The sequence below is a fragment of the Streptomyces sp. NPDC006012 genome (assembly GCF_042871185.1).
Lineage (GTDB): Bacteria > Actinomycetota > Actinomycetes > Streptomycetales > Streptomycetaceae > Streptomyces.
In genome coordinates this window covers 659,165-676,453 of record NZ_JBIAIE010000001.1, presented here as the reverse complement: position 1 = coordinate 676,453, position 17,289 = coordinate 659,165, and the positions used below count along the sequence as shown (strand labels likewise).

11 protein-coding genes and 3 tRNA genes are annotated in these 17,289 nt (G+C 72.1%); 6 read left to right on the top strand and 8 right to left on the bottom strand.

The annotated features are described in order from the left end of the window. The first annotated feature begins 173 nt into the window (after window positions 1-173). A complete protein-coding gene (locus ACFYPJ_RS02855; protein ID WP_389009368.1) occupies window positions 174-1,211 on the top strand; it encodes a rod shape-determining protein in 1,038 nt (345 codons plus the stop codon). A 1,450-nt stretch (window positions 1,212-2,661) separates the two neighbouring features. On the opposite strand, the gene ACFYPJ_RS02850 is transcribed toward ACFYPJ_RS02855, so the two are convergent. The 3 genes from ACFYPJ_RS02850 to ACFYPJ_RS02840 all read right to left on the bottom strand — a co-directional run bounded on the left by ACFYPJ_RS02850 (window position 2,662) and on the right by ACFYPJ_RS02840 (window position 3,067). Further along, a tRNA-Ile gene (locus tag ACFYPJ_RS02850) sits at window positions 2,662-2,738 on the bottom strand. Window positions 2,739-2,916: 178 nt separating this feature from the next. After that, window positions 2,917-2,989 (bottom strand) — tRNA-Asn (locus tag ACFYPJ_RS02845). A gap of 5 nt (window positions 2,990-2,994) precedes the next feature. Continuing rightward, window positions 2,995-3,067, bottom strand: a tRNA-Asn gene (locus tag ACFYPJ_RS02840). A 160-nt stretch (window positions 3,068-3,227) separates the two neighbouring features. Between ACFYPJ_RS02840 and ACFYPJ_RS02835 the strand changes: the two genes are divergently transcribed. The 4 genes from ACFYPJ_RS02835 to ACFYPJ_RS02820 all read left to right on the top strand — a co-directional run bounded on the left by ACFYPJ_RS02835 (window position 3,228) and on the right by ACFYPJ_RS02820 (window position 8,959). After that, on the top strand, window positions 3,228-3,533 hold the full coding sequence (locus ACFYPJ_RS02835) for a YtxH domain-containing protein (RefSeq protein ID WP_389009366.1): 306 nt from the start codon (window positions 3,228-3,230) through the stop codon (window positions 3,531-3,533). A gap of 178 nt (window positions 3,534-3,711) precedes the next feature. Then, window positions 3,712-5,163: an FGGY family carbohydrate kinase gene (locus ACFYPJ_RS02830; RefSeq protein WP_389009363.1), complete on the top strand. Its 1,452-nt coding sequence runs from the start codon at window positions 3,712-3,714 to the stop codon at window positions 5,161-5,163. Between the two features lie 137 nt (window positions 5,164-5,300). Continuing rightward, complete coding sequence (locus tag ACFYPJ_RS02825) at window positions 5,301-7,034, top strand: ABC transporter ATP-binding protein (protein WP_389009360.1); 1,734 nt, start codon at window positions 5,301-5,303, stop codon at window positions 7,032-7,034. Continuing rightward, entirely contained in the window at window positions 7,034-8,959 is a 1,926-nt protein-coding gene (locus ACFYPJ_RS02820; protein ID WP_389009357.1) for an ABC transporter ATP-binding protein, read from the top strand. Before ACFYPJ_RS02825 ends, ACFYPJ_RS02820 begins: the two co-directional genes overlap by 1 nt. A 50-nt stretch (window positions 8,960-9,009) precedes the next feature. Here ACFYPJ_RS02820 and ACFYPJ_RS02815 read toward each other — a convergent pair whose 3' ends face one another. The 5 genes from ACFYPJ_RS02815 to ACFYPJ_RS02795 form a co-directional block, all read right to left on the bottom strand. Beyond that, entirely contained in the window at window positions 9,010-10,326 is a 1,317-nt protein-coding gene (locus tag ACFYPJ_RS02815; protein ID WP_389009354.1) for a sigma-70 family RNA polymerase sigma factor, read from the bottom strand. Between the two features lie 217 nt (window positions 10,327-10,543). Next, the gene (gene dnaG / locus ACFYPJ_RS02810) at window positions 10,544-12,451 is read right to left on the bottom strand and encodes a DNA primase (protein WP_389009351.1); all 1,908 of its coding nucleotides are present in this window, start codon (window positions 12,449-12,451) and stop codon (window positions 10,544-10,546) included. 29 nt (window positions 12,452-12,480) lie between these two features. Further along, window positions 12,481-13,746, bottom strand: a complete 1,266-nt coding sequence (locus tag ACFYPJ_RS02805) for an NAD(P)/FAD-dependent oxidoreductase (RefSeq protein WP_389009348.1) — start codon at window positions 13,744-13,746, stop codon at window positions 12,481-12,483. Between the two features lie 136 nt (window positions 13,747-13,882). Continuing rightward, window positions 13,883-15,202, bottom strand: coding sequence for a deoxyguanosinetriphosphate triphosphohydrolase (locus tag ACFYPJ_RS02800; RefSeq protein ID WP_389009345.1), 1,320 nt, complete (start codon window positions 15,200-15,202; stop codon window positions 13,883-13,885). Window positions 15,203-15,434: 232 nt separating this feature from the next. After that, complete coding sequence (locus ACFYPJ_RS02795; RefSeq protein WP_389009342.1) at window positions 15,435-16,268, bottom strand: sirohydrochlorin chelatase; 834 nt, start codon at window positions 16,266-16,268, stop codon at window positions 15,435-15,437. 243 nt (window positions 16,269-16,511) lie between these two features. On the opposite strand from ACFYPJ_RS02795, the gene ACFYPJ_RS02790 reads away from it, so the two are divergent. Further along, window positions 16,512-17,189: a vancomycin high temperature exclusion protein gene (locus ACFYPJ_RS02790; protein WP_389009341.1), complete on the top strand. Its 678-nt coding sequence runs from the start codon at window positions 16,512-16,514 to the stop codon at window positions 17,187-17,189. Window positions 17,190-17,289 lie beyond the last annotated feature (100 nt).

Here is a 17,289-nt window from a genome sequence, read left to right as displayed (position 1 = left end):
GGAACATCCGCCCGACCCGGCGCGACACGCCCGCCCGCCCCCCGAACCCCCCATTCAGCGGCACCCCGCCCGGCCCCCTCCAGAAGGCACCGGCCCGATCACCGGCAGAGGATACGTAAGAGGCCCGCCATCCGGCGGCACCGCCACGGCCTGCGCACTCGGGAGGATCTGCCGTGACCGTCAGTCTGGAGCAGTTGCGCCGCTGCCACTTCGCCGTCGATCTGGGCGCGGCCCGTACCCGCGTCTACGTCAAAGGCGCCGGCCTCGTGGTCGACCAGCCGTCCGCGGCCGCTGTGAACACCCGCAACGGCGCGCTCATCGCCGTGGGCGAACTGGCGGAGAAGATGACGGGACGCACCCCCGGCTACATCCGTGTCGTACGGCCGGTCTCCGGCGGCACCGTCGTCGACATCGAGATGGCCCAGCGGATGCTGCGCCATCTGCTCGGCGACAAGATCCGGCGGGCCCTGCGCCGCAAGACCCGGCTGCGCGCCGCGGCCTGCACCCCGCACGACGCCGATCCGCTGGCCCAGCGGGCGACGGTCGAGACCCTCGTCGGCCTCGGCGCCCGGCGGGTCGAGCTGGTGGACACGCTGATCGCGGCGGCCGTGGGCTGCGGGCTGCCCGTCGAGCGCCCGCAGGGCACGATGATCGTCGTGTGCGGAGCCGCCGCCACCCAGGTCGCCGTCCTCTCGCTCGGCTCGATCGTCACCGCCGAGCGGATCCCGGTCGGCGGCGAGGCGGTCGACAACGCGATCGTGCAACACCTGCGGCTCCAACACGAGTTGATGCTGCCCAGCCAGTCGGTACGGCCCCTGCAACTGGCCCTGTCCGGCAACGGCCTCACCCCGCACGGCCCGGAGTCGACCGAGATCCACGGCCGGGACGTGGCCACCGGCCTCGCGCGCAGCGTGCGGGTCGACACCGCCGCCGTGCGCGACGCCATCCAGACCCCGCTGACCGCCGTGCTCGACGGCATCGGCAAGGTGCTCCGGGGCTGCCCGCCCGACCTGGTCGCCGACCTGGTCGACGTGGGGATCGTGATGGTCGGCGGTTCGGCGCTGCTCCCCGGTCTCGACAAGATGCTGAGGGACGCGACCGGGATGCCGGTGAACATCGCGGAACGGCCCGACGTGTGTGCCGTCCAGGGCATCGGCGCCATGCTGGAGGGCAAGATCGAGCCATTGATCCTGGACCCCCTGGCCGCCTGAGCCGGCCCCCGCAGCACGGCACGACCGACGGGCCCCTCCTCCCGGGGCCTTGCTCAGAACACCCGTCAGTACGGCAGGATGCGCCCCGAGGGCGTCCTGCGGTCGATCTCCTGCCCGCGGGGGGCGGCGGGCCGACGGCTGACACGAACCCGGATCCGGCGGTCCATGGCGCCCTCCTCATGCTGCGCAGTGTCTCGTCCTGATCGTCCTGCCCGGCTCGGGCCGTGCCGAAGCCCACGAGCCCGCACGAAAACGGAAGTTCTGTCACTGGGACCACCGCAGCACGACCAACCACTCCGACCGGACGGCCACGCCCACGCCGCCCGATCCCGCCCGACAAGCCGCCACAGCCGCCTACTTGACCCGACACCCCGTCCGCCAGGACCCGGCCCGGCAGCACCGGCGCGCGTTTCCAGGGAAGTTGGGCTCCCGGGCGGCTCCGGCCCGGAGACGGGCGACGCGAGCGAACCCCGCTCCCCCGCCCGGGGGCAGGTGATCGCCCCGCCCTTCCACGCCTCCTGAGCACCCCGGCTCCCCCGGCCTCGATCGGTCCGGCATCGACCACGTCACCCTCGCCACCGGTTGCGACGTCCGCGCCGAACCGACCGCCGCCCGACGTCCCCGCACCCCTCCGCCTGCTCCACTCGCCCCCGCGCTGCACGGACCCGGTCCTGGTCGACGCCCCGTTCAACCACCGTGAGGGGTGACGGACTTCGCCCGCCGTTCGTACACGTTCACCCGAAGGAGGGTCGGCCGACCGGAGCAACAGGCCCGGACGTGCCGACGTGGGTACGGCCGTCGGGCCGGCCGAACGAACTCGGCCACGGCGGTATCCGCCGCCCAGGCCGGTTCCACGGGATCAGCCGGGCCCCCGGCCCCGAGGCGTCCCACGCCACCCGATCACCGGTCACCGCCCACCCGATCCGGGTCCCGCCCGCCCCCACCCCGCCCGGGGCGCCCCTCCCTCCCCGGGCAGGGGCAGGGGGAGGGGCGATCCTCGGCCGCAGGAGGCGCGAAACCAGCCCCCAAGGCCCGTAGACCCGTGGACCCGAGAGCCCGAAGACCCGAAGCTCGAAGGCCACAAGGCCACATTGCGGAGAGACTGGAGGCGGGACGGCGGGCGGGCGAAAACATCCCGCCACCGACGCGGCGCGGCCCGTCGTCTCCGTTCAGGACGCCAGGCAGTCGGGTGACCTCGGGGCCGTCGGGGCGCGGACGCGGCCCGGTCCCGCCCCCTCGGCGTGATCACCCCGACCGTCCGGGACCGGACGGCTCCGCCGGACCCGGCCCTGAAGCGGACACCGCCCACCGGTCCGGCCGCAGGTCCGCTGCGGGCCCCTGCCGGTCCCCCGGATCTTGGACTGAACGAATGAACGGGAGCCGCGGCACTGGCGTGGCAGCGCCCGCCCCTACGTCTCCGCAGCTAGAAACGGTCCTGCTGCACGTGTGGTGGTGGGGCGGGTGGGACTCGAACCCACGGCCGACGGATTATGAGTCCGCTGCTCTAACCGGCTGAGCTACCGCCCCATAGCGGCGTGTCGCGTACAAGTGTGCGCGCCGTCTGCCGCAGCATAGCCGCTCATACGATCTCCTGCCTCGGATGGTCGGCTCTACATGACCTTGAGGACTCCCCTTCGGGCCGGACGGTTCCCGGGACACGGAACAGACATGAAAAAGGACCCCTACGGGGTCCTCGTTCAGCATGCTCCCCCGACTGGACTCGAACCAGTAACCTGCCGGTTAACAGCCGGCTGCTCTGCCAATTGAGCTACGGAGGACCGAGCTCCCCCGACTGGACTCGAACCAGTAACCTGCCGGTTAACAGCCGGCTGCTCTGCCAATTGAGCTACGGAGGAATGCCTCGTTGCATCGAACGTACCCTCCCGGGTATTCGCCAGGGGGCGCACGCTCGCTGCGACACATAGATTAGCGCAAGCAGGGGGGTGCTCCGCCAATCGGTAGTCTCCTGCGCCGAATGCCGCACCAGCAGACCTATGCAAGGGAAGGGTGGCCGCCATGCGCTACCGGCTCACATTCGTCGCAGGACTCGCCCTGGGCTACGTACTGGGCACCAGGGCCGGCCGCGAGCGCTACGAGCAGCTGAAGAAGTCCGCTCGGCAGTTCGCGCAGAACCCCGCCGTCCGCAACACCGCGGAGACCGCGGCCCAGCAGGGACGGCAGATCGCGGGCCGGGCGCTGCACACGGTGAGTGACAAGGTCGGCGACCGCATGCCCGACTCGGTGGCCCGCCGGGTCCGCACCCTGCGTGAGCGCACCACAGCCACCTCCGGCGAGGACGAGTGGGGCACCAGCAACACCTAGGGCGGGTTTCGATCGCCGCCGGCGGTTCCCAGGGGGCACGGAAAACCGCGCGACCAGCCACAACCCACCCGCACCCGACACAACCCCCACACCCTCACAACACTCTCCCGCCCGCGCGACACCCCCACCCCGCCGCCCCCGGCCAGAGCAAGCGCAGGTATACGGCAGAATTCGGTGCATGGGGATAGTCGCCGGCCTGGACAGCTCGCCCGATTTCACGCGCATCGTCGTCTGCGACGCGGACACCGGAGCGGTGCTCCGGCAGGGCTATGCGCCGCACCCCGTGGAGAACGCCGACGGCGGACGTCCCTCCGACATCGACCCGCAGGCCTGGCTGCTCTCCCTCGGGGAGGCGGCCGGCGGCGGGCTGCTGGAGGGCGTCGAGGCGATCGGCGTCTCCGCGCAGCAGAACGCGCTGATCCCGCTCGACGCGCAGGGCAACACGGTGCGTCCCGCGCTGGTGGGCGGCGACAAGCGGGCGCAGGCCGCGGCGGCCGACCTGGTCGACGCGCTCGGCGGGCGGGAGGCCTGGGCGCAGGCGGTGGGCTGTGTGCCGCAGGCCGCGCAGCCGGTGACCAAGCTGCGCTGGCTCGCCAGGAGCGAGTCCGACAACGCCCGGCGCACCGCGCTGCTGCTCCAGGCCCACGACTGGCTGGTGTGGCAGTTGCTGGGCCGGCCGGCCCGGCGGACCACCGACCGGGGCGGCGCCTCCGGGACCGGCTACTGGTCCGCGGCCACCGGTGCCTACCGGCCCGACCTGGTCGAGCTGGCGCTGGGTCATCAGGCGGTGCTCCCCGAAGTGCTGGGTCCGGCGGACGCGGCCGGCCGGACGCCCGAGGGGCTGCTGATCTCCGCCGGTACGGGCGAGACGATGGCCGCCGCCTTCGGGCTGGGCATCGGCCTGGGTGACGCGGTGGTGTCGCTGGGCGCCTCCGGCTCGGTGATGGCCGTCCACCCCGAGGCGCTCGCCGACCAGTCCGGGATGATCACCTCGCTCGCCGACGCCACCGGCCTGCACCTGCCGGTCGTCACCACCCTGAACGCCGTACGGGTGCTGCGCGGGACGGCCGAACTGCTCGGTCTGGACAGTCTGGACGCCCTGTCGGAGCTGGCGACGAAGTCGACGCCGGGGTCGCACGGGCTGGTGCTGCTGCCCTATCTGGAGGGCGAGCGGACCCCTCAGCTGCCGCACACCGCCGGAACCCTGGCGGGTCTGCGGCGGGAGTCGATGAAGCCGGAGCATCTGGCGCGGGCCGCGTTCGAGGGCATGCTGTGCGGTCTCGCGGACGCGCTGGACGTGCTGCGTGGGCGGGGTGTGGAGGTACGGCGGGTCTTCCTGCTCGGGGCGGCGGCGGACCTGCCCGCGGTGCAGGCCGCGGCGCCCTCGCTGCTCGGTGCCCAGGTCGTGGTGGTGCGGCCGGCCGACTACGCCGCGATCGGCGCCGCCCGGCAGGCCGCCTGGGCGCTCGGCGTGTCCCAGGGGGCGCTGGACCCGCGTACCCCGCCGGTCTGGCAGGACGCGGAGGCGCAGACCCTGGAGCCGGGTGACGACCTGGCCATGGGGCAGGCGGTGCGTCAGCAGTTCGTGTCGGTACGGGAACAGCTCCACCCTGAGGCATTTCCGGCATAACAGACGGACTTTGCCAATTCTCTTCCCTGGGCGATGCCGCAACTGGATTAATCGGTTGAGGTAACGCGGGTGGAGTGTTCGACGATAGGGGCGAAGGGCGCACCGACCCGCCCACCGCCGACTCCGAGAGACCCAGCGTGCTCATACGACTTCTGAGAACCCATCTGCGGCCCTACAAGAAACCGATATCCCTCCTGGTGCTGCTGCAACTGCTGCAGACCTGCGCCACGCTCTACCTGCCCACGCTCAACGCGCACATCATCGACAACGGCGTCGTGACGGGTGACACGGGTTACATCCTGTCCTTCGGCGCGCTGATGATCGGCATTTCACTCGCTCAGGTCGTGTGCAACATGGGCGCCGTGTACTACGGCGCGCGGACCGCGTCCGCGCTCGGCCGGGACGTGCGGGCCGGCGTCTTCGACAAGGTGCAGTCCTTCTCCGCACGTGAGGTCGGCCACTTCGGCGCCCCGTCCCTCATCACCCGTACGACGAACGACGTGCAGCAGGTCCAGATGCTGGTGCTGCTGGCGTTCACGCTGATGGTGTCCGCGCCCATCATGTGCGTGGGCGGCATCATCCTGGCGCTCGGCCTGGACGTCCCCCTGTCGGGCGTCCTGGTCGCGGTCGTACCGGTGCTGGGCATCAGTGTGACGCTGATCGTGCGCCGGCTGCGTCCGCTGTTCCGGTCCATGCAGACGCGGTTGGACACGGTGAACCAGGTGCTGCGCGAGCAGATCACCGGCAACCGGGTCATCCGCGCCTTCACCCGCGACGAGTACGAGCAGGGCCGGTTCGGCAAGGCCAACGGCGACCTGACCGAGATGCAGTTGGCCACCGGGCGGTGGCTGGCGCTGATGTTCCCGATCGTCATGACCGTGGTGAACGTGTCTTCGATCGCCGTGGTGTGGTTCGGCGCGCACCGCATCGACAGCGGCGGGATGCAGATCGGCGACCTGACCGCGTTCCTCGCCTATCTGATGCAGATCGTCATGTCCGTGATGATGGCCACCTTCATGTTCATGATGGTCCCGCGCGCGGAGGTCTGCGCCGAGCGCATCGAGGAGGTCCTGGGGACCGAGTCCAGCGTGGTGCCGCCGACGGCGCCGGTCACGGAACTGCGCCGGCACGGGCATCTGGAGATCCGCGGGGCCGGGTTCCGCTATCCGGGTGCCGAGGAGCCGGTGCTGAGGTCCATCGATCTGGTGGCCCTCCCGGGCGAGACGACCGCCGTGATCGGCTCCACGGGCAGCGGCAAGTCGACGCTGCTCGGGCTGGTCCCGCGGCTGTTCGACGCCACCGAGGGGGAGGTGCTGGTGGACGGCGTGGACGTGGCGAGCGTCGAACCGGCGCTGCTCGCGAAGACGGTCGGGCTGGTGCCGCAGAAGCCGTACCTGTTCGCCGGCACCGTCGCCACCAACCTGCGCTACGGCAACCCGGACGCCACCGACGAGGAACTGTGGCACGCGCTGGAGGTGGCGCAGGCCAAGGACTTCGTGCAGAAGCTGGAGGGCGGCCTCGACGCGCCGATCGCGCAGGGCGGCACCAATGTCTCCGGCGGTCAGCGCCAGCGGCTGGCCATCGCCCGCACGCTCACCCAGCGCCCGGAGATCTACCTCTTCGACGACTCCTTCTCCGCCCTCGACTACGCCACCGACGCGGCCCTGCGCGGCGCGCTCGGCCGGGAGACCGCCGGGGCCACCGTGGTGATCGTCGCCCAGCGGGTGGCGACCATCCGGGACGCCGACCGGATCGTGGTCCTGGACGAGGGCCGGGTCGTCGGCACCGGCCGCCACCACGAACTGATGGCGGACAACGAGACGTACCGGGAGATCGTGCTCTCCCAGCTCACGGAAGCGGAGGCTGCCTGATGGCCGGTCCCATGGGACGCATGACGGCCGGTGCTCCGGACCAGCGGTCGATGGACTTCAAGGCGTCGAGCAGACGGCTCATCGCCCGGTTCCGGCCCGAGCGCTTCACGCTCTACGTCATGCTGCTGTGCACCGTCGTGAGCGTGACGCTCAGCGTGATCGGCCCGAAGATCCTCGGCAAGGCCACCGACCTGGTCTTCGCGGGCATCATCGGCCGCCAGATGCCGGCCGGGGCCACCAAGGAGCAGGTGCTCCAGTCGATGCGCGAGCGGGGCGAGGGCACCGTCGCGGACATGCTGAAAAGCACCGACTTCACCCCGGGCAAGGGCATCGACTTCGACGCCGTCGGCAAGGTCCTGCTGTTCGCGCTGGGCACCTTCCTGGTGGCCGGTCTGCTGATGGCGGTGGTGACGCGGCTGGTGAACCGGGCCGTCAACCGGACGATGTACCGGATGCGCGAGGACGTGCAGACGAAGCTGTCGCGGCTGCCGCTGTCCTACTTCGACAAGCGCCAGCGCGGCGAGGTGCTCTCCCGGGCCACCAACGACATCGACAACATCGGGCAGACGCTCCAGCAGTCGATGGGGCAGCTGATCAACTCGGTGCTCACCATCATCGGCGTACTGGTGGTGATGTTCTGGGTGTCGTGGCTGCTGGCGCTGGTCGCGCTGGTCACCGTGCCGCTGTCGTTCGTCGTCGCCACCAGGATCGGCAAGCGCTCCCAGCCGCACTTCGTGCAGCAGTGGCGCTCCACCGGCAAGTTGAACGCGCACGTCGAGGAGATGTACACCGGGCACACCCTGGTGAAGGTGTTCGGGCGGCAGGAGGAGTCGGCGAAGCAGTTCGCCGAGCAGAACGAGGCGCTGTACCAGGCCGGGTTCAAGGCGCAGTTCAACAGCGGGGTGATGCAGCCGCTGATGATGTTCGTGTCGAACCTGAACTACGTGCTGGTCGCCGTGGTCGGCGGGCTCCGGGTCGCCTCCGGCACGCTGTCGATCGGTGACGTGCAGGCGTTCATCCAGTACTCGCGGCAGTTCTCGATGCCGCTGACCCAGGTCGCCTCGATGGCGAACCTGGTGCAGTCGGGTGTCGCCTCCGCCGAGCGGATCTTCGAACTCCTGGACGCTGAGGAGCAGGAGGCGGATCCGGTGCCCGGCGAGCGGCCCGCCGAACTGCGCGGCCGGGTGGCGCTGGAGGGCGTGTCCTTCCGTTACGACCCGGACAAGCCGCTGATCGAGGACCTGTCGCTGAAGGTGGAGCCCGGCCACACGGTCGCCATCGTCGGCCCGACCGGCGCGGGCAAGACCACGCTGGTCAATCTGCTCATGCGGTTCTACGACGTCTCCGGCGGGCGCATCACCCTCGACGGCGTCGACATCGCGAGGATGTCCCGGGACGACCTGCGCTCCGGCATCGGCATGGTGCTCCAGGACACCTGGCTGTTCGGCGGCACGATCGCGGACAACATCGCCTACGGCGCGGCCCGCGAGGTCACCCGGGGCGAGATCGAGGAGGCGGCGCGGGCGGCCCACGCCGACCGGTTCGTCCGCACCCTGCCGGACGGCTACGACACCGTGATCGACGACGAGGGCACGGGCGTCAGCGCCGGTGAGAAGCAGCTCATCACCATCGCGCGGGCGTTCCTGTCCGACCCGGTGATCCTGGTGCTCGACGAGGCGACCAGCTCCGTCGACACCCGTACCGAGGTGCTGATCCAGAAGGCGATGGCGAAGCTCCAGCACGGCCGGACCTCGTTCGTCATCGCCCACCGGCTCTCCACCATCCGGGACGCGGACACCATCCTCGTCATGGAGAACGGTTCGATCGTCGAACAGGGCGCGCACGCCGAGCTGCTGGCGGCGGACGGGGCGTACGCGCGGCTGTACAAGGCGCAGTTCGCGCAGGCGGTCGCAGAGGTCGACTGACCGGGCCTGACGTCGTTCGGGGCTGCTCACCGTCAGGTGGGCGGCCCCGTTCAGTCGAGGTAGCCGCGCAGTTGGTCCGCGAAGGCGTGGTCGCGGAGTTTGCCCAGGGTCTTGGACTCGATCTGCCGGATCCGTTCCCGGGTGACGCCGAAGATGCGCCCTATCTCCTCCAGGGTGCGCGGCCGGCCGTCGGCCAGCCCGTAACGGAGCTGGACGACCTTGCGCTCCCGTTCCCCGAGCGTCGACAGGACCGCCTCCAGATGCTCCCTGAGCAGCAGGAAGGCGGCGGACTCCACCGGGCTCGCGGCGTCGCCGTCCTCGATGAGGTCGCCGAATGCGACGTCGTCCTCCTCGCCGACGGGCGCGTGCAGCGACACCGGTTCCTGGGCCAGCCGCAGCACCTCGCCGACCCGCTCGGGCGGCAGGCCGAGGTGGTCGGCCACCTCGTCCGGGGTGGGCTCGTGGCCGCGTTCCTGGAGCATCCGGCGCTGCACCCGCACGACCCGGTTGATGAGTTCGACGACGTGCACGGGCACGCGTATGGTGCGGGCCTGGTCGGCGAGTGCGCGGGACATGGCCTGCCTTATCCACCAGGTGGCGTACGTGGAGAACTTGTAGCCGCGGGCGTAGTCGAACTTCTCGACGGCGCGGATCAGGCCGAGGTTCCCCTCCTGCACGAGGTCGAGCATGGTCAGTCCGCGGCCGATGTACCGCTTGGCGACGGAGACCACGAGCCGCAGGTTGGCCTCGATGAGCCGGCGCTTGGCCATCCGGCCCATGACCACCAGGCGGTCCAGGTCGAGGGCCAGCTCCTCGTCCACACCGGGGGTGTTGCCGAGCTTCTCCTCGGCGAAGAGTCCGGCCTCGACCCGGCGGGCGAGTTCGACCTCCTCGGCCGCGGTGAGCAGCGATATGCGGCCGATCTCGCGCAGGTACTGGCGGAACAGGTCCGAGGTGGGACCGCCGGACTCGGCGCGGGCGGCGGGCGGTTCGCCGGGCTCCGGCGCCTCGGCCGCGAGTGTCCCGGCGGGCGTCCCGGCGAGTTCGGCCGGGGCCTTCGGCTGCGTCTCGGGATGCACCGCGGCACGGCTCTGTGCGGGCACGGCCGCGATGACGCCGGGCTCCGCGTCCGGCGCCGCGTCCGGCTCCGCGTCCGGCACCGCGGTCGTGCTCGGCTCGGTCTGGGCGAGGGTCTGGGTCTGCACGGGGGCGACCTCCAGGATGATCGCTGCCCGGGTGTGCGGCAGCGGTACTTCGGGGGCGGAGTCGACGGCCTCGCCGCGGTCCGTCCCGTACGTGAGGAGCGGAACCGCAGGGATGTGGGGCCCGTGGGGGACGGATCGGCCGCGCTCCGAGGACTCAGGCACCGCACCCCAGTGTGGGGTACGACACATCTCCGCCACGAGGGGCGTGCGGTGACTTTTTGCGTCCGGTGCGTGACCGGGCGGTTACTCAGTTCTTGATCGTCGGATTGCGGGCCGGGTATGGCTGCGGCCCGTGGAACCGAGGGGGCGGACGGCGTGGGCGGGTTCGCGGAGCCGCGGCGGCGGCCTGCGCCGCGGGGCCGACCCCTTGCAGTGCCGCTTACAGTGCCGCCGCGCCCCGCACCTTCAGCGCCTGGTCGTACTGCTGGAGCACCCACAGCTCGTTGCGGGCGGCGGCCAGCCGGGCGGGGTCGCCGCCCGCCTCCAGGCGGCGCACGGTGATCTGGATCTCCTGGATCCGCCGCTCCACGGCCCGGCGGCGGACGGTCACCAGTTGTTCGCCCGCGTAGATCTCGTCGACCGTGCGGCGCAGGATGGTCTCGACCGCCAGTTCCGTGACCATCGCGCGCACGGTGTCGTCCGGGGCCGCCTCGCGCACCCGGACCAGGTACTCCTGCGGGTCCTGTACGCCGTGCTCGGCGCCGCCCGCCTCCATGACGGCCTCGCGGACGGCCGCGTACGGGGCGGCGGTGAACTCGTCGACGCCGTACGCGTCGAACGCCGGGGAGACCAGCTCGGGGCGTTGCAGGGCGAGTTTCAGCAGTTCGCGTTCGGTGGCGAAGACCGGGTTGCGCAGGGTGAGGGCGGGGCCGCCGGTGCGGCGCGGGGCGGCCGTCTCGTACTGCTGCTGCGGGCCCCGGCCCGGTGCCGGGGTCCGGCCGCCCCCGCCGCGCTCGCGCGCCCAGCGTGCCAGCTGGGCGACCCGCTTGACCACGAACTGGGTGTCCAGGATGCCGAGCATGCCCGCGAGTTCGACCGCGACCTCGTGCTGGGCGCCGCTGTTCTTGATGCGGGCGACGACGGGCGCGGCCTCGTCCAGGGCGGCCGCGCGGCCCGCGGGGGTGTCCAGGTCGTAGCGGGCGACGATCTGGCGGAGGGCGAACTCGAACAGGGGCGTACGGGGTTCGGCCAGGTCGGCCACCGCCTCGTCGCCCTTGGCCAGGCGCAGTTCGCACGGATCCATGCCGTCCGGCGCGACGGCGATGTACGTCTCGGCGGCGAACTTCTGGTCGTCCTCGAAGGCGCGCAGCGCGGCCTTCTGGCCCGCCGCGTCACCGTCGAAGGTGAAGATGACCCGCGCCGAGCCGTTGTCCATCAGCAGGCGCCGCAGGATCTTGATGTGGTCGCCGCCGAAGGCCGTGCCGCAGGTGGCGACGGCCGTGGTGACCCCGGCGAGATGGCAGGCCATGACGTCGGTGTAGCCCTCGACGACCACCGCGCGGCTGGACTTGGCGATCTCCTTCTTGGCCAGGTCGATGCCGTACAGGACCTGGCTTTTCTTGTAGATCGCCGTCTCGGGGGTGTTGAGGTACTTGGGGCCGGTGTCCGCCTCGTACAGCTTGCGTGCGCCGAAGCCGACGACCTCGCCGCCGATGTCCCGGATCGGCCACATCAGCCGGCCGCGGAACCGGTCGACGGGGCCGCGGCGGCCCTCCTGGGAGAGGCCGGACAGGAGCAGTTCCTTGTCGGTGAAGCCCCGGCCGCGCAGATAGCGGGTGAGGTGGTCCCAGCCCTGCGGGCTGTAGCCGACGCCGAAGTGCAGGGCCGCCGCCTGGTCGAAGCCGCGCTCGGCGAGGAAGACCCGGCCGGTGTCGGCCTCGGGGCTGGTGGCGAGCTGTTCCGCGTACCACTGCGCGGCGACCTTGTGGGCCTCGACCAGGCGGATCCGCTCGCCGCGCTGGTGCGCGGGGTTGTATCCGCCCTCCTCGTAGCGCAGGGTGATGCCCGCCTGGGCGGCGAGGCGCTCGACCACCTCCGAGAAAGAGAGGTGGTCGACCTTCATCACGAACGTGATGGTGTCGCCGCCCTCCTGGCAGCCGAAGCAGTGGAAGAGGCCCTTGCTCGGACTGACCTGGAAGGACGGCGACTTCTCGTCGTGGAAGGGGCACAGGCCCTTCAGGTTGCCGCCACCGGCGTTGCGCAGCTGGAGGTACTCGGACACCACGGCGTCGATCGGGACCGCGTCCCGTACCGCCTTCACGTCCTCGTCGTTGATCCGTCCTGCCACGCGGTGATTCTACGGGGGCGGACCGGGCCCTAGGGGACGAGGCTGCCCAGCGGGACGTGCGGGTCGGCCAACGCCTCGGTGTCCACCCGGGCCTTGGTGCGGATCAGCTGCTGGATGGGGTCTGTGACGTCCCACACATTCACGTTCATCCCCGCCAGTACCCTCCCCTCCTTCACCCAGAACGCGATGAACTCGCGCTTGCCCGCGTCGCCGCGGATCACCACCTGGTCGTAGGAGCCCGGCGGCGCCCAGCCGCTGTACTCCATGCCCAGGTCGTACTGGTCGGTGAAGAAGTAGGGCATACGGTCGTAGACGACGTCCTGGCCGAGCATCGCGCGGGCCGCGCTGGGGCCGCCGTTGAGGGCGTTCGCCCAGTGCTCCACGCGCAGCCGGGTGTCGAAGAGACCGAGCGGGAAGGACGCCACGTCGCCGACGGCGAAGATGTCCGGGTCGGAGGTGCGCAGCCGCTCGTCCACCACGATGCCGCCGCCGTGCTCCCGGTCGGCGGTCTCAAGGCCCGCCGCCTCGGCCAGCGCGGTGCGGGGGGCCGCGCCGATCGCGGCGAGGACGTCGTGCGCGGGGTGTTCCTCGCCGTCGTCGGTGCGGGCGGCGAGGACCATGCCGTCCTGGCCGGTGATCTCGGTCAGCCGGGCCCCGAAGTGGAAGCGGACCCCGTGTTCGCGGTGCAGGTCGGCGAAGATCATGCCGAGTTCCGGTCCGAGGACCCGGTGCAGCGGGGTCGGCCCGTGCTCGACGACGGTGACCTCGGCGCCGTACTCCCGTGCGGCGGCGGCGACCTCCAGGCCGATCCAGCCGGCGCCCGCGATCACCAGGTGGCCGTTGTCCCGGCCCAGGTGGCTGAGGACGCCTTTGAGCCGTTCGGCGTGGTGCAGGCGGCGCAGGTGGTGGACGCCGACGAGGTCGGTGCCGGGGATGTCGAGGCGGCGCGGCTCCGCGCCGGTGGCCAGGAGCAGCTTGTCGTAGCGGACGATGGTGCCGTCGTCACCGAAGCGCACCGTCTTCGCGGCGCGGTCGATCGCGTCGACCGTCTGGCCGAGGTGCAGTTCCACGTCGTTCTGCGCGTACCAGGCGGGCTCGTGCACGAAGACGCTGCTGCGCTCCTCCTTGCCGAGCAGGTACCCCTTGGACAGCGGGGGCCTTTCATAGGGGTGGTCGCGTTCGTCGCAGATCAGTATCACCCGCCCGCTGAAGCCCTCCGACCGGAGCGTCTCGGCCGCCTTGGCGCCGGCCAGGCCCCCTCCGACGATGACGAACGTCTGGTCCGCGTCGACCACTTGATGCCTCCTCGTAAGCGTGCCGCCACATGCGAGCGTCCCGCACGGAGCGTGAACCGGGAAGGGGTCGTGACCCGATCAGGCCACGGAGGGTCACGTCCGGGTGGAAATGCACCTCATCAGTCTCACCCGTCGGTCACGTCCGGCGGGTCAGGCGCGCGTGCAGCGAACGCGCGGAGGCGTCGGTGAGGGAGGCGATCTGGTCGACGACGACCCGCTTGCGGGCGCTGTCGCCGGGCGCCGCCTCGAACAGGGCGTGGAACTGCGGGTCCAGCCCTTCGGGGGCCCGCGCGGTGAGCGCTTCGGCCAGTTCGGCGACGACGACGCGCTGGTCGGCGCGGAGACGTTCCTGCTCGGCGCGCTGCATCACGAACCGGTCGGCGACCGCCTTGAGGACCGCGCACTCCATCCGGGTCTGTCTGGGTACGACGAGTTCGGCACCGTAGCGGGTGAGCCGCCCGCTGCCGTGGGCCGCCCGGGTGGCGCCCTCCGCGGCCAGGCAGAAACGGCCGATGAGCTGGCTGGTGGCGTCCTTGAGGCGGGCCTGGGCGACCGCGGTGCCGTCGTAGCCGTGCGGCCACCACTCCTGGTCCTGGAGCCGGTCGAGCGCTTCGGCGAGTTCGGCGGGGTCGGTGTCCGCGGGCACGTACCGGCCGACGGCGACCTCGCACACCGAGCGGCGCTCGGGCCCCGCGCGCAGCGCGCCGGGGTGGACGTGGCCGGCGTGCAGGCCGTCCTCCACGTCGTGCACCGAGTACGCCACGTCGTCGGACCAGTCCATGACCTGGGCCTCGAAGCAGGTACGGGTGCCCGGGGCGGCCTCGCGGACCCAGTCGAAGACGGGCCGGTCGTCCTCGTACACCCCGAACTTGCGGGAGCCGGGGTCGGTGGGGTGGGCGCCGCGCCGCCAGGGGTACTTGGTCGCGGCGTCGAGGGCGGCGCGGGTGAGGTTGAGGCCGACGGAGCCCTCCGCGGTGAACCGCTTGGGTTCGATACGGGTGAGGAGCCTGAGGGACTGGGCGTTGCCCTCGAAGCCCCCGCAGTCCCGCGCGAACTCGTTGAGGGCCTGTTCGCCGTTGTGGCCGAAGGGCGGATGGCCCAGGTCGTGGGAGAGGCAGGCGGCCTCGACCAGGTCGGGGTCGCAGCCCAGGGTGGCGCCCAGTTCCCGGCCGACCTGGGCGCACTCCAGGGAGTGGGTGAGCCGGGTGCGCGGGCTGGTGTCCCAGGCCGGTCCCATGCTGCCGGGCGTCACCACCTGGGTCTTGCCGGCCAGGCGGCGCAGCGCCGCGGAGTGCAGTACGCGTGCGCGGTCCCGCTGGAAGGCGGTACGGCCCGGGCGCTTGTCGGGTTCGGGTGCCCAGCGCTCGGCCGACGCCGGGTCGTAGGCGGCGTGGGCGGCGGAGTCGGCGCGGCGCTGAGGAGCGGAGTCGTAGGCGGCGGAGGGTGCGGGAACCATGATTCGACAGTAGGCGCCGACCCTGACATTCGGATGACTGCCGGGGGCCCGCGCGTTGCCGGGGGTGTGGTCGCGGGGGCGGGCGGTGCGGGCGGTCGATTGCTATTGCGGGCGGTCATGCGGTCACTTGCGGGCGCGGGCGATGGCGTGCGGCCGCCGGCGGTTGTGTGTGGTCCCGCGTGTCAGGGGTTACTCCCACGGCCGCGTCCGGGCCCCGCCCCCGCCGGTGGTGTCACGCCGATGCCGGTGCCGGTTCCCCGGCCGACGCCCTCGCCAGGGCCGCCGCGGTCGCCGGGTCCGCCAGCGCCTGGTCGTAGCGGTGCAGGACCAGGCGGGCCAGCGCCGGGTGGTCGCCCAGCGGGGCGGACGCCAGCCAGGGGGCCGCCTGCGCGCACTGGGTGGCGAAGCGGCCGGGGGCGGTGAAGCAGGCGGCCACCGCGATCCGGTCCCGGCCGCGGGCGGCCAGCGCCCGCAGGGCCGTGGGCACGGTCGGTCGCGCGGCCGAGGCGTAGGCGGGGACGACGGGCACGCCCAGGCGGTCGGCGAGCAGGCGGGCGGTGCGTCGGGTGTCGGCCGCGGAGTCGGGGTCCCGGGAGCCGGCGGCGGCGAGGACGACCGCGCCGGTACGGCGGGTGGCCTCGTTCGCCGCGGCCGGCCAGCCGGCCTCCATGAGCCGCTCGTACAAGGTTTGCACGAGCAGCGGGTGCGGGCCGAGCGGCGCGGCCATGCGCGCGTGCGCCGCGGTGGCCGCGATCACGTCCGGGATGTCGTGTTTGACGTGGTGGCCGCGGGTGAGCAGCAGCGGCACCAGTACGGCCGGGGCGGTCCCGAGGGCGGCGAGGGTGTCCGGGAGCAGCGGCTCGTTCAGCTCGATGTGCCCGAGCCGGACCGGCACGGCGCAACGCAGCCGCCGTACCCGCTCCATGATCGCGCGCATGGTCTCCAGCGCCCGCGGGTCACGGCTGCCGTGGGCCACCAGGACGAGGGCGGGCGGTCCCGGGCGACGGCTGCAGTCGAACGGGCGGGGGCCGGGCGGACCGGCCGGGTGGCTGCTGATCGGGTTCATGAGGTGCGGTGCGCGTTGCGGGCGGGGCGGATGGGGGACTCGTCGCGAGGGGGTTTCGACGCCGTCATGGAGAGAGCTTCGCTGCCGGAGGTTGCCCGCCCGTTGCAGGGTGGTCACGGGTGTTTTCCGGCGGTTCACACCCCCGGGCGGCGCGATGTGAGGCGAACCGAATCACCGTGTACCGCGTCCTCCTGGTCGGGAAACACCCAGGGTGACGCCGCCCTGGGAGGGGAGGGGCATCGTATGAGGATCCGCCGGCCGCGCCTGCCGCGCACCCGGGCCGGGCAGCGGCGGCTGATACAGGGCGTGGTGGCCGGGTGTCTGCTCGCGCTGGCCCCGGCCACCTGGCTGCGCCTGTCCACGGCCGACCGGCTGCGCCCTCTCACCCACGCGCCGCGCACCGACGTCGCGGTCGTCTTCGGCGCGGGCCTGTGGCACGGCGAGCCGTCGCCGTACCTGGCGCACCGGCTGGACGCGGCGGCGGCGCTGTACCGGGCGGGCCGGATCGGCGTCGTCCTGGTGACCGGCGACAACAGCCGCGAGGACTACGACGAGCCGGACGCGATGCGCGCCTACCTGACCCGGCACGGCGTGCCCGGCCGGCGGATCGTCAGCGACTACGCCGGCTTCGACACCTGGGACTCCTGCGTCCGTGCGAAGAAGATCTTCGGCGTGGACCGGGCGGTGCTGGTCAGCCAGGACTTCCACATCCGGCGCGCGGTGGCGCTGTGCGAGGCGGCGGGTATCGACTCGTACGGCGTCGGCGTGGCGGAGGCACGGGACGTCACCTGGTACTACGGCGGCGTCCGCGAGATCTTCGCGACGGGCAAGGCGGCGCTGGACGCGGTGTTCGAGCCGGATCCCCGGTTCCTCGGCCCGCGGGAGCCCGGAGTGCGGGAGGCGCTGGCGGGCGGGCGGTGACCGCCGGAGGAAACCGACCCTCGATGACCGCCGTGGCCGCCCGCCGACCTCGGTGACTGCCGATGAGAGCCGGTGGACTTCCGTGAACGCGGCGCCGGTG

Bases quoted from the DNA above. Each gene is read 5' to 3' on its own strand.
- ACFYPJ_RS02835 (WP_389009366.1), top strand. From the start codon at position 3,228: ATGCGCTACCGGCTCACATTCGTCGCAGGACTCGCCCTGGGCTACGTA.
- ACFYPJ_RS02830 (WP_389009363.1), top strand. From the start codon at position 3,712: ATGGGGATAGTCGCCGGCCTGGACAGCTCGCCCGATTTCACGCGCATC.
- ACFYPJ_RS02820 (WP_389009357.1), top strand. From the start codon at position 7,034: ATGGCCGGTCCCATGGGACGCATGACGGCCGGTGCTCCGGACCAGCGG.
- ACFYPJ_RS02800 (WP_389009345.1), bottom strand. From the start codon at position 15,202: ATGGTTCCCGCACCCTCCGCCGCCTACGACTCCGCTCCTCAGCGCCGC.
- ACFYPJ_RS02795 (WP_389009342.1), bottom strand. From the start codon at position 16,268: ATGAACCCGATCAGCAGCCACCCGGCCGGTCCGCCCGGCCCCCGCCCG.
- ACFYPJ_RS02790 (WP_389009341.1), top strand. From the start codon at position 16,512: ATGAGGATCCGCCGGCCGCGCCTGCCGCGCACCCGGGCCGGGCAGCGG.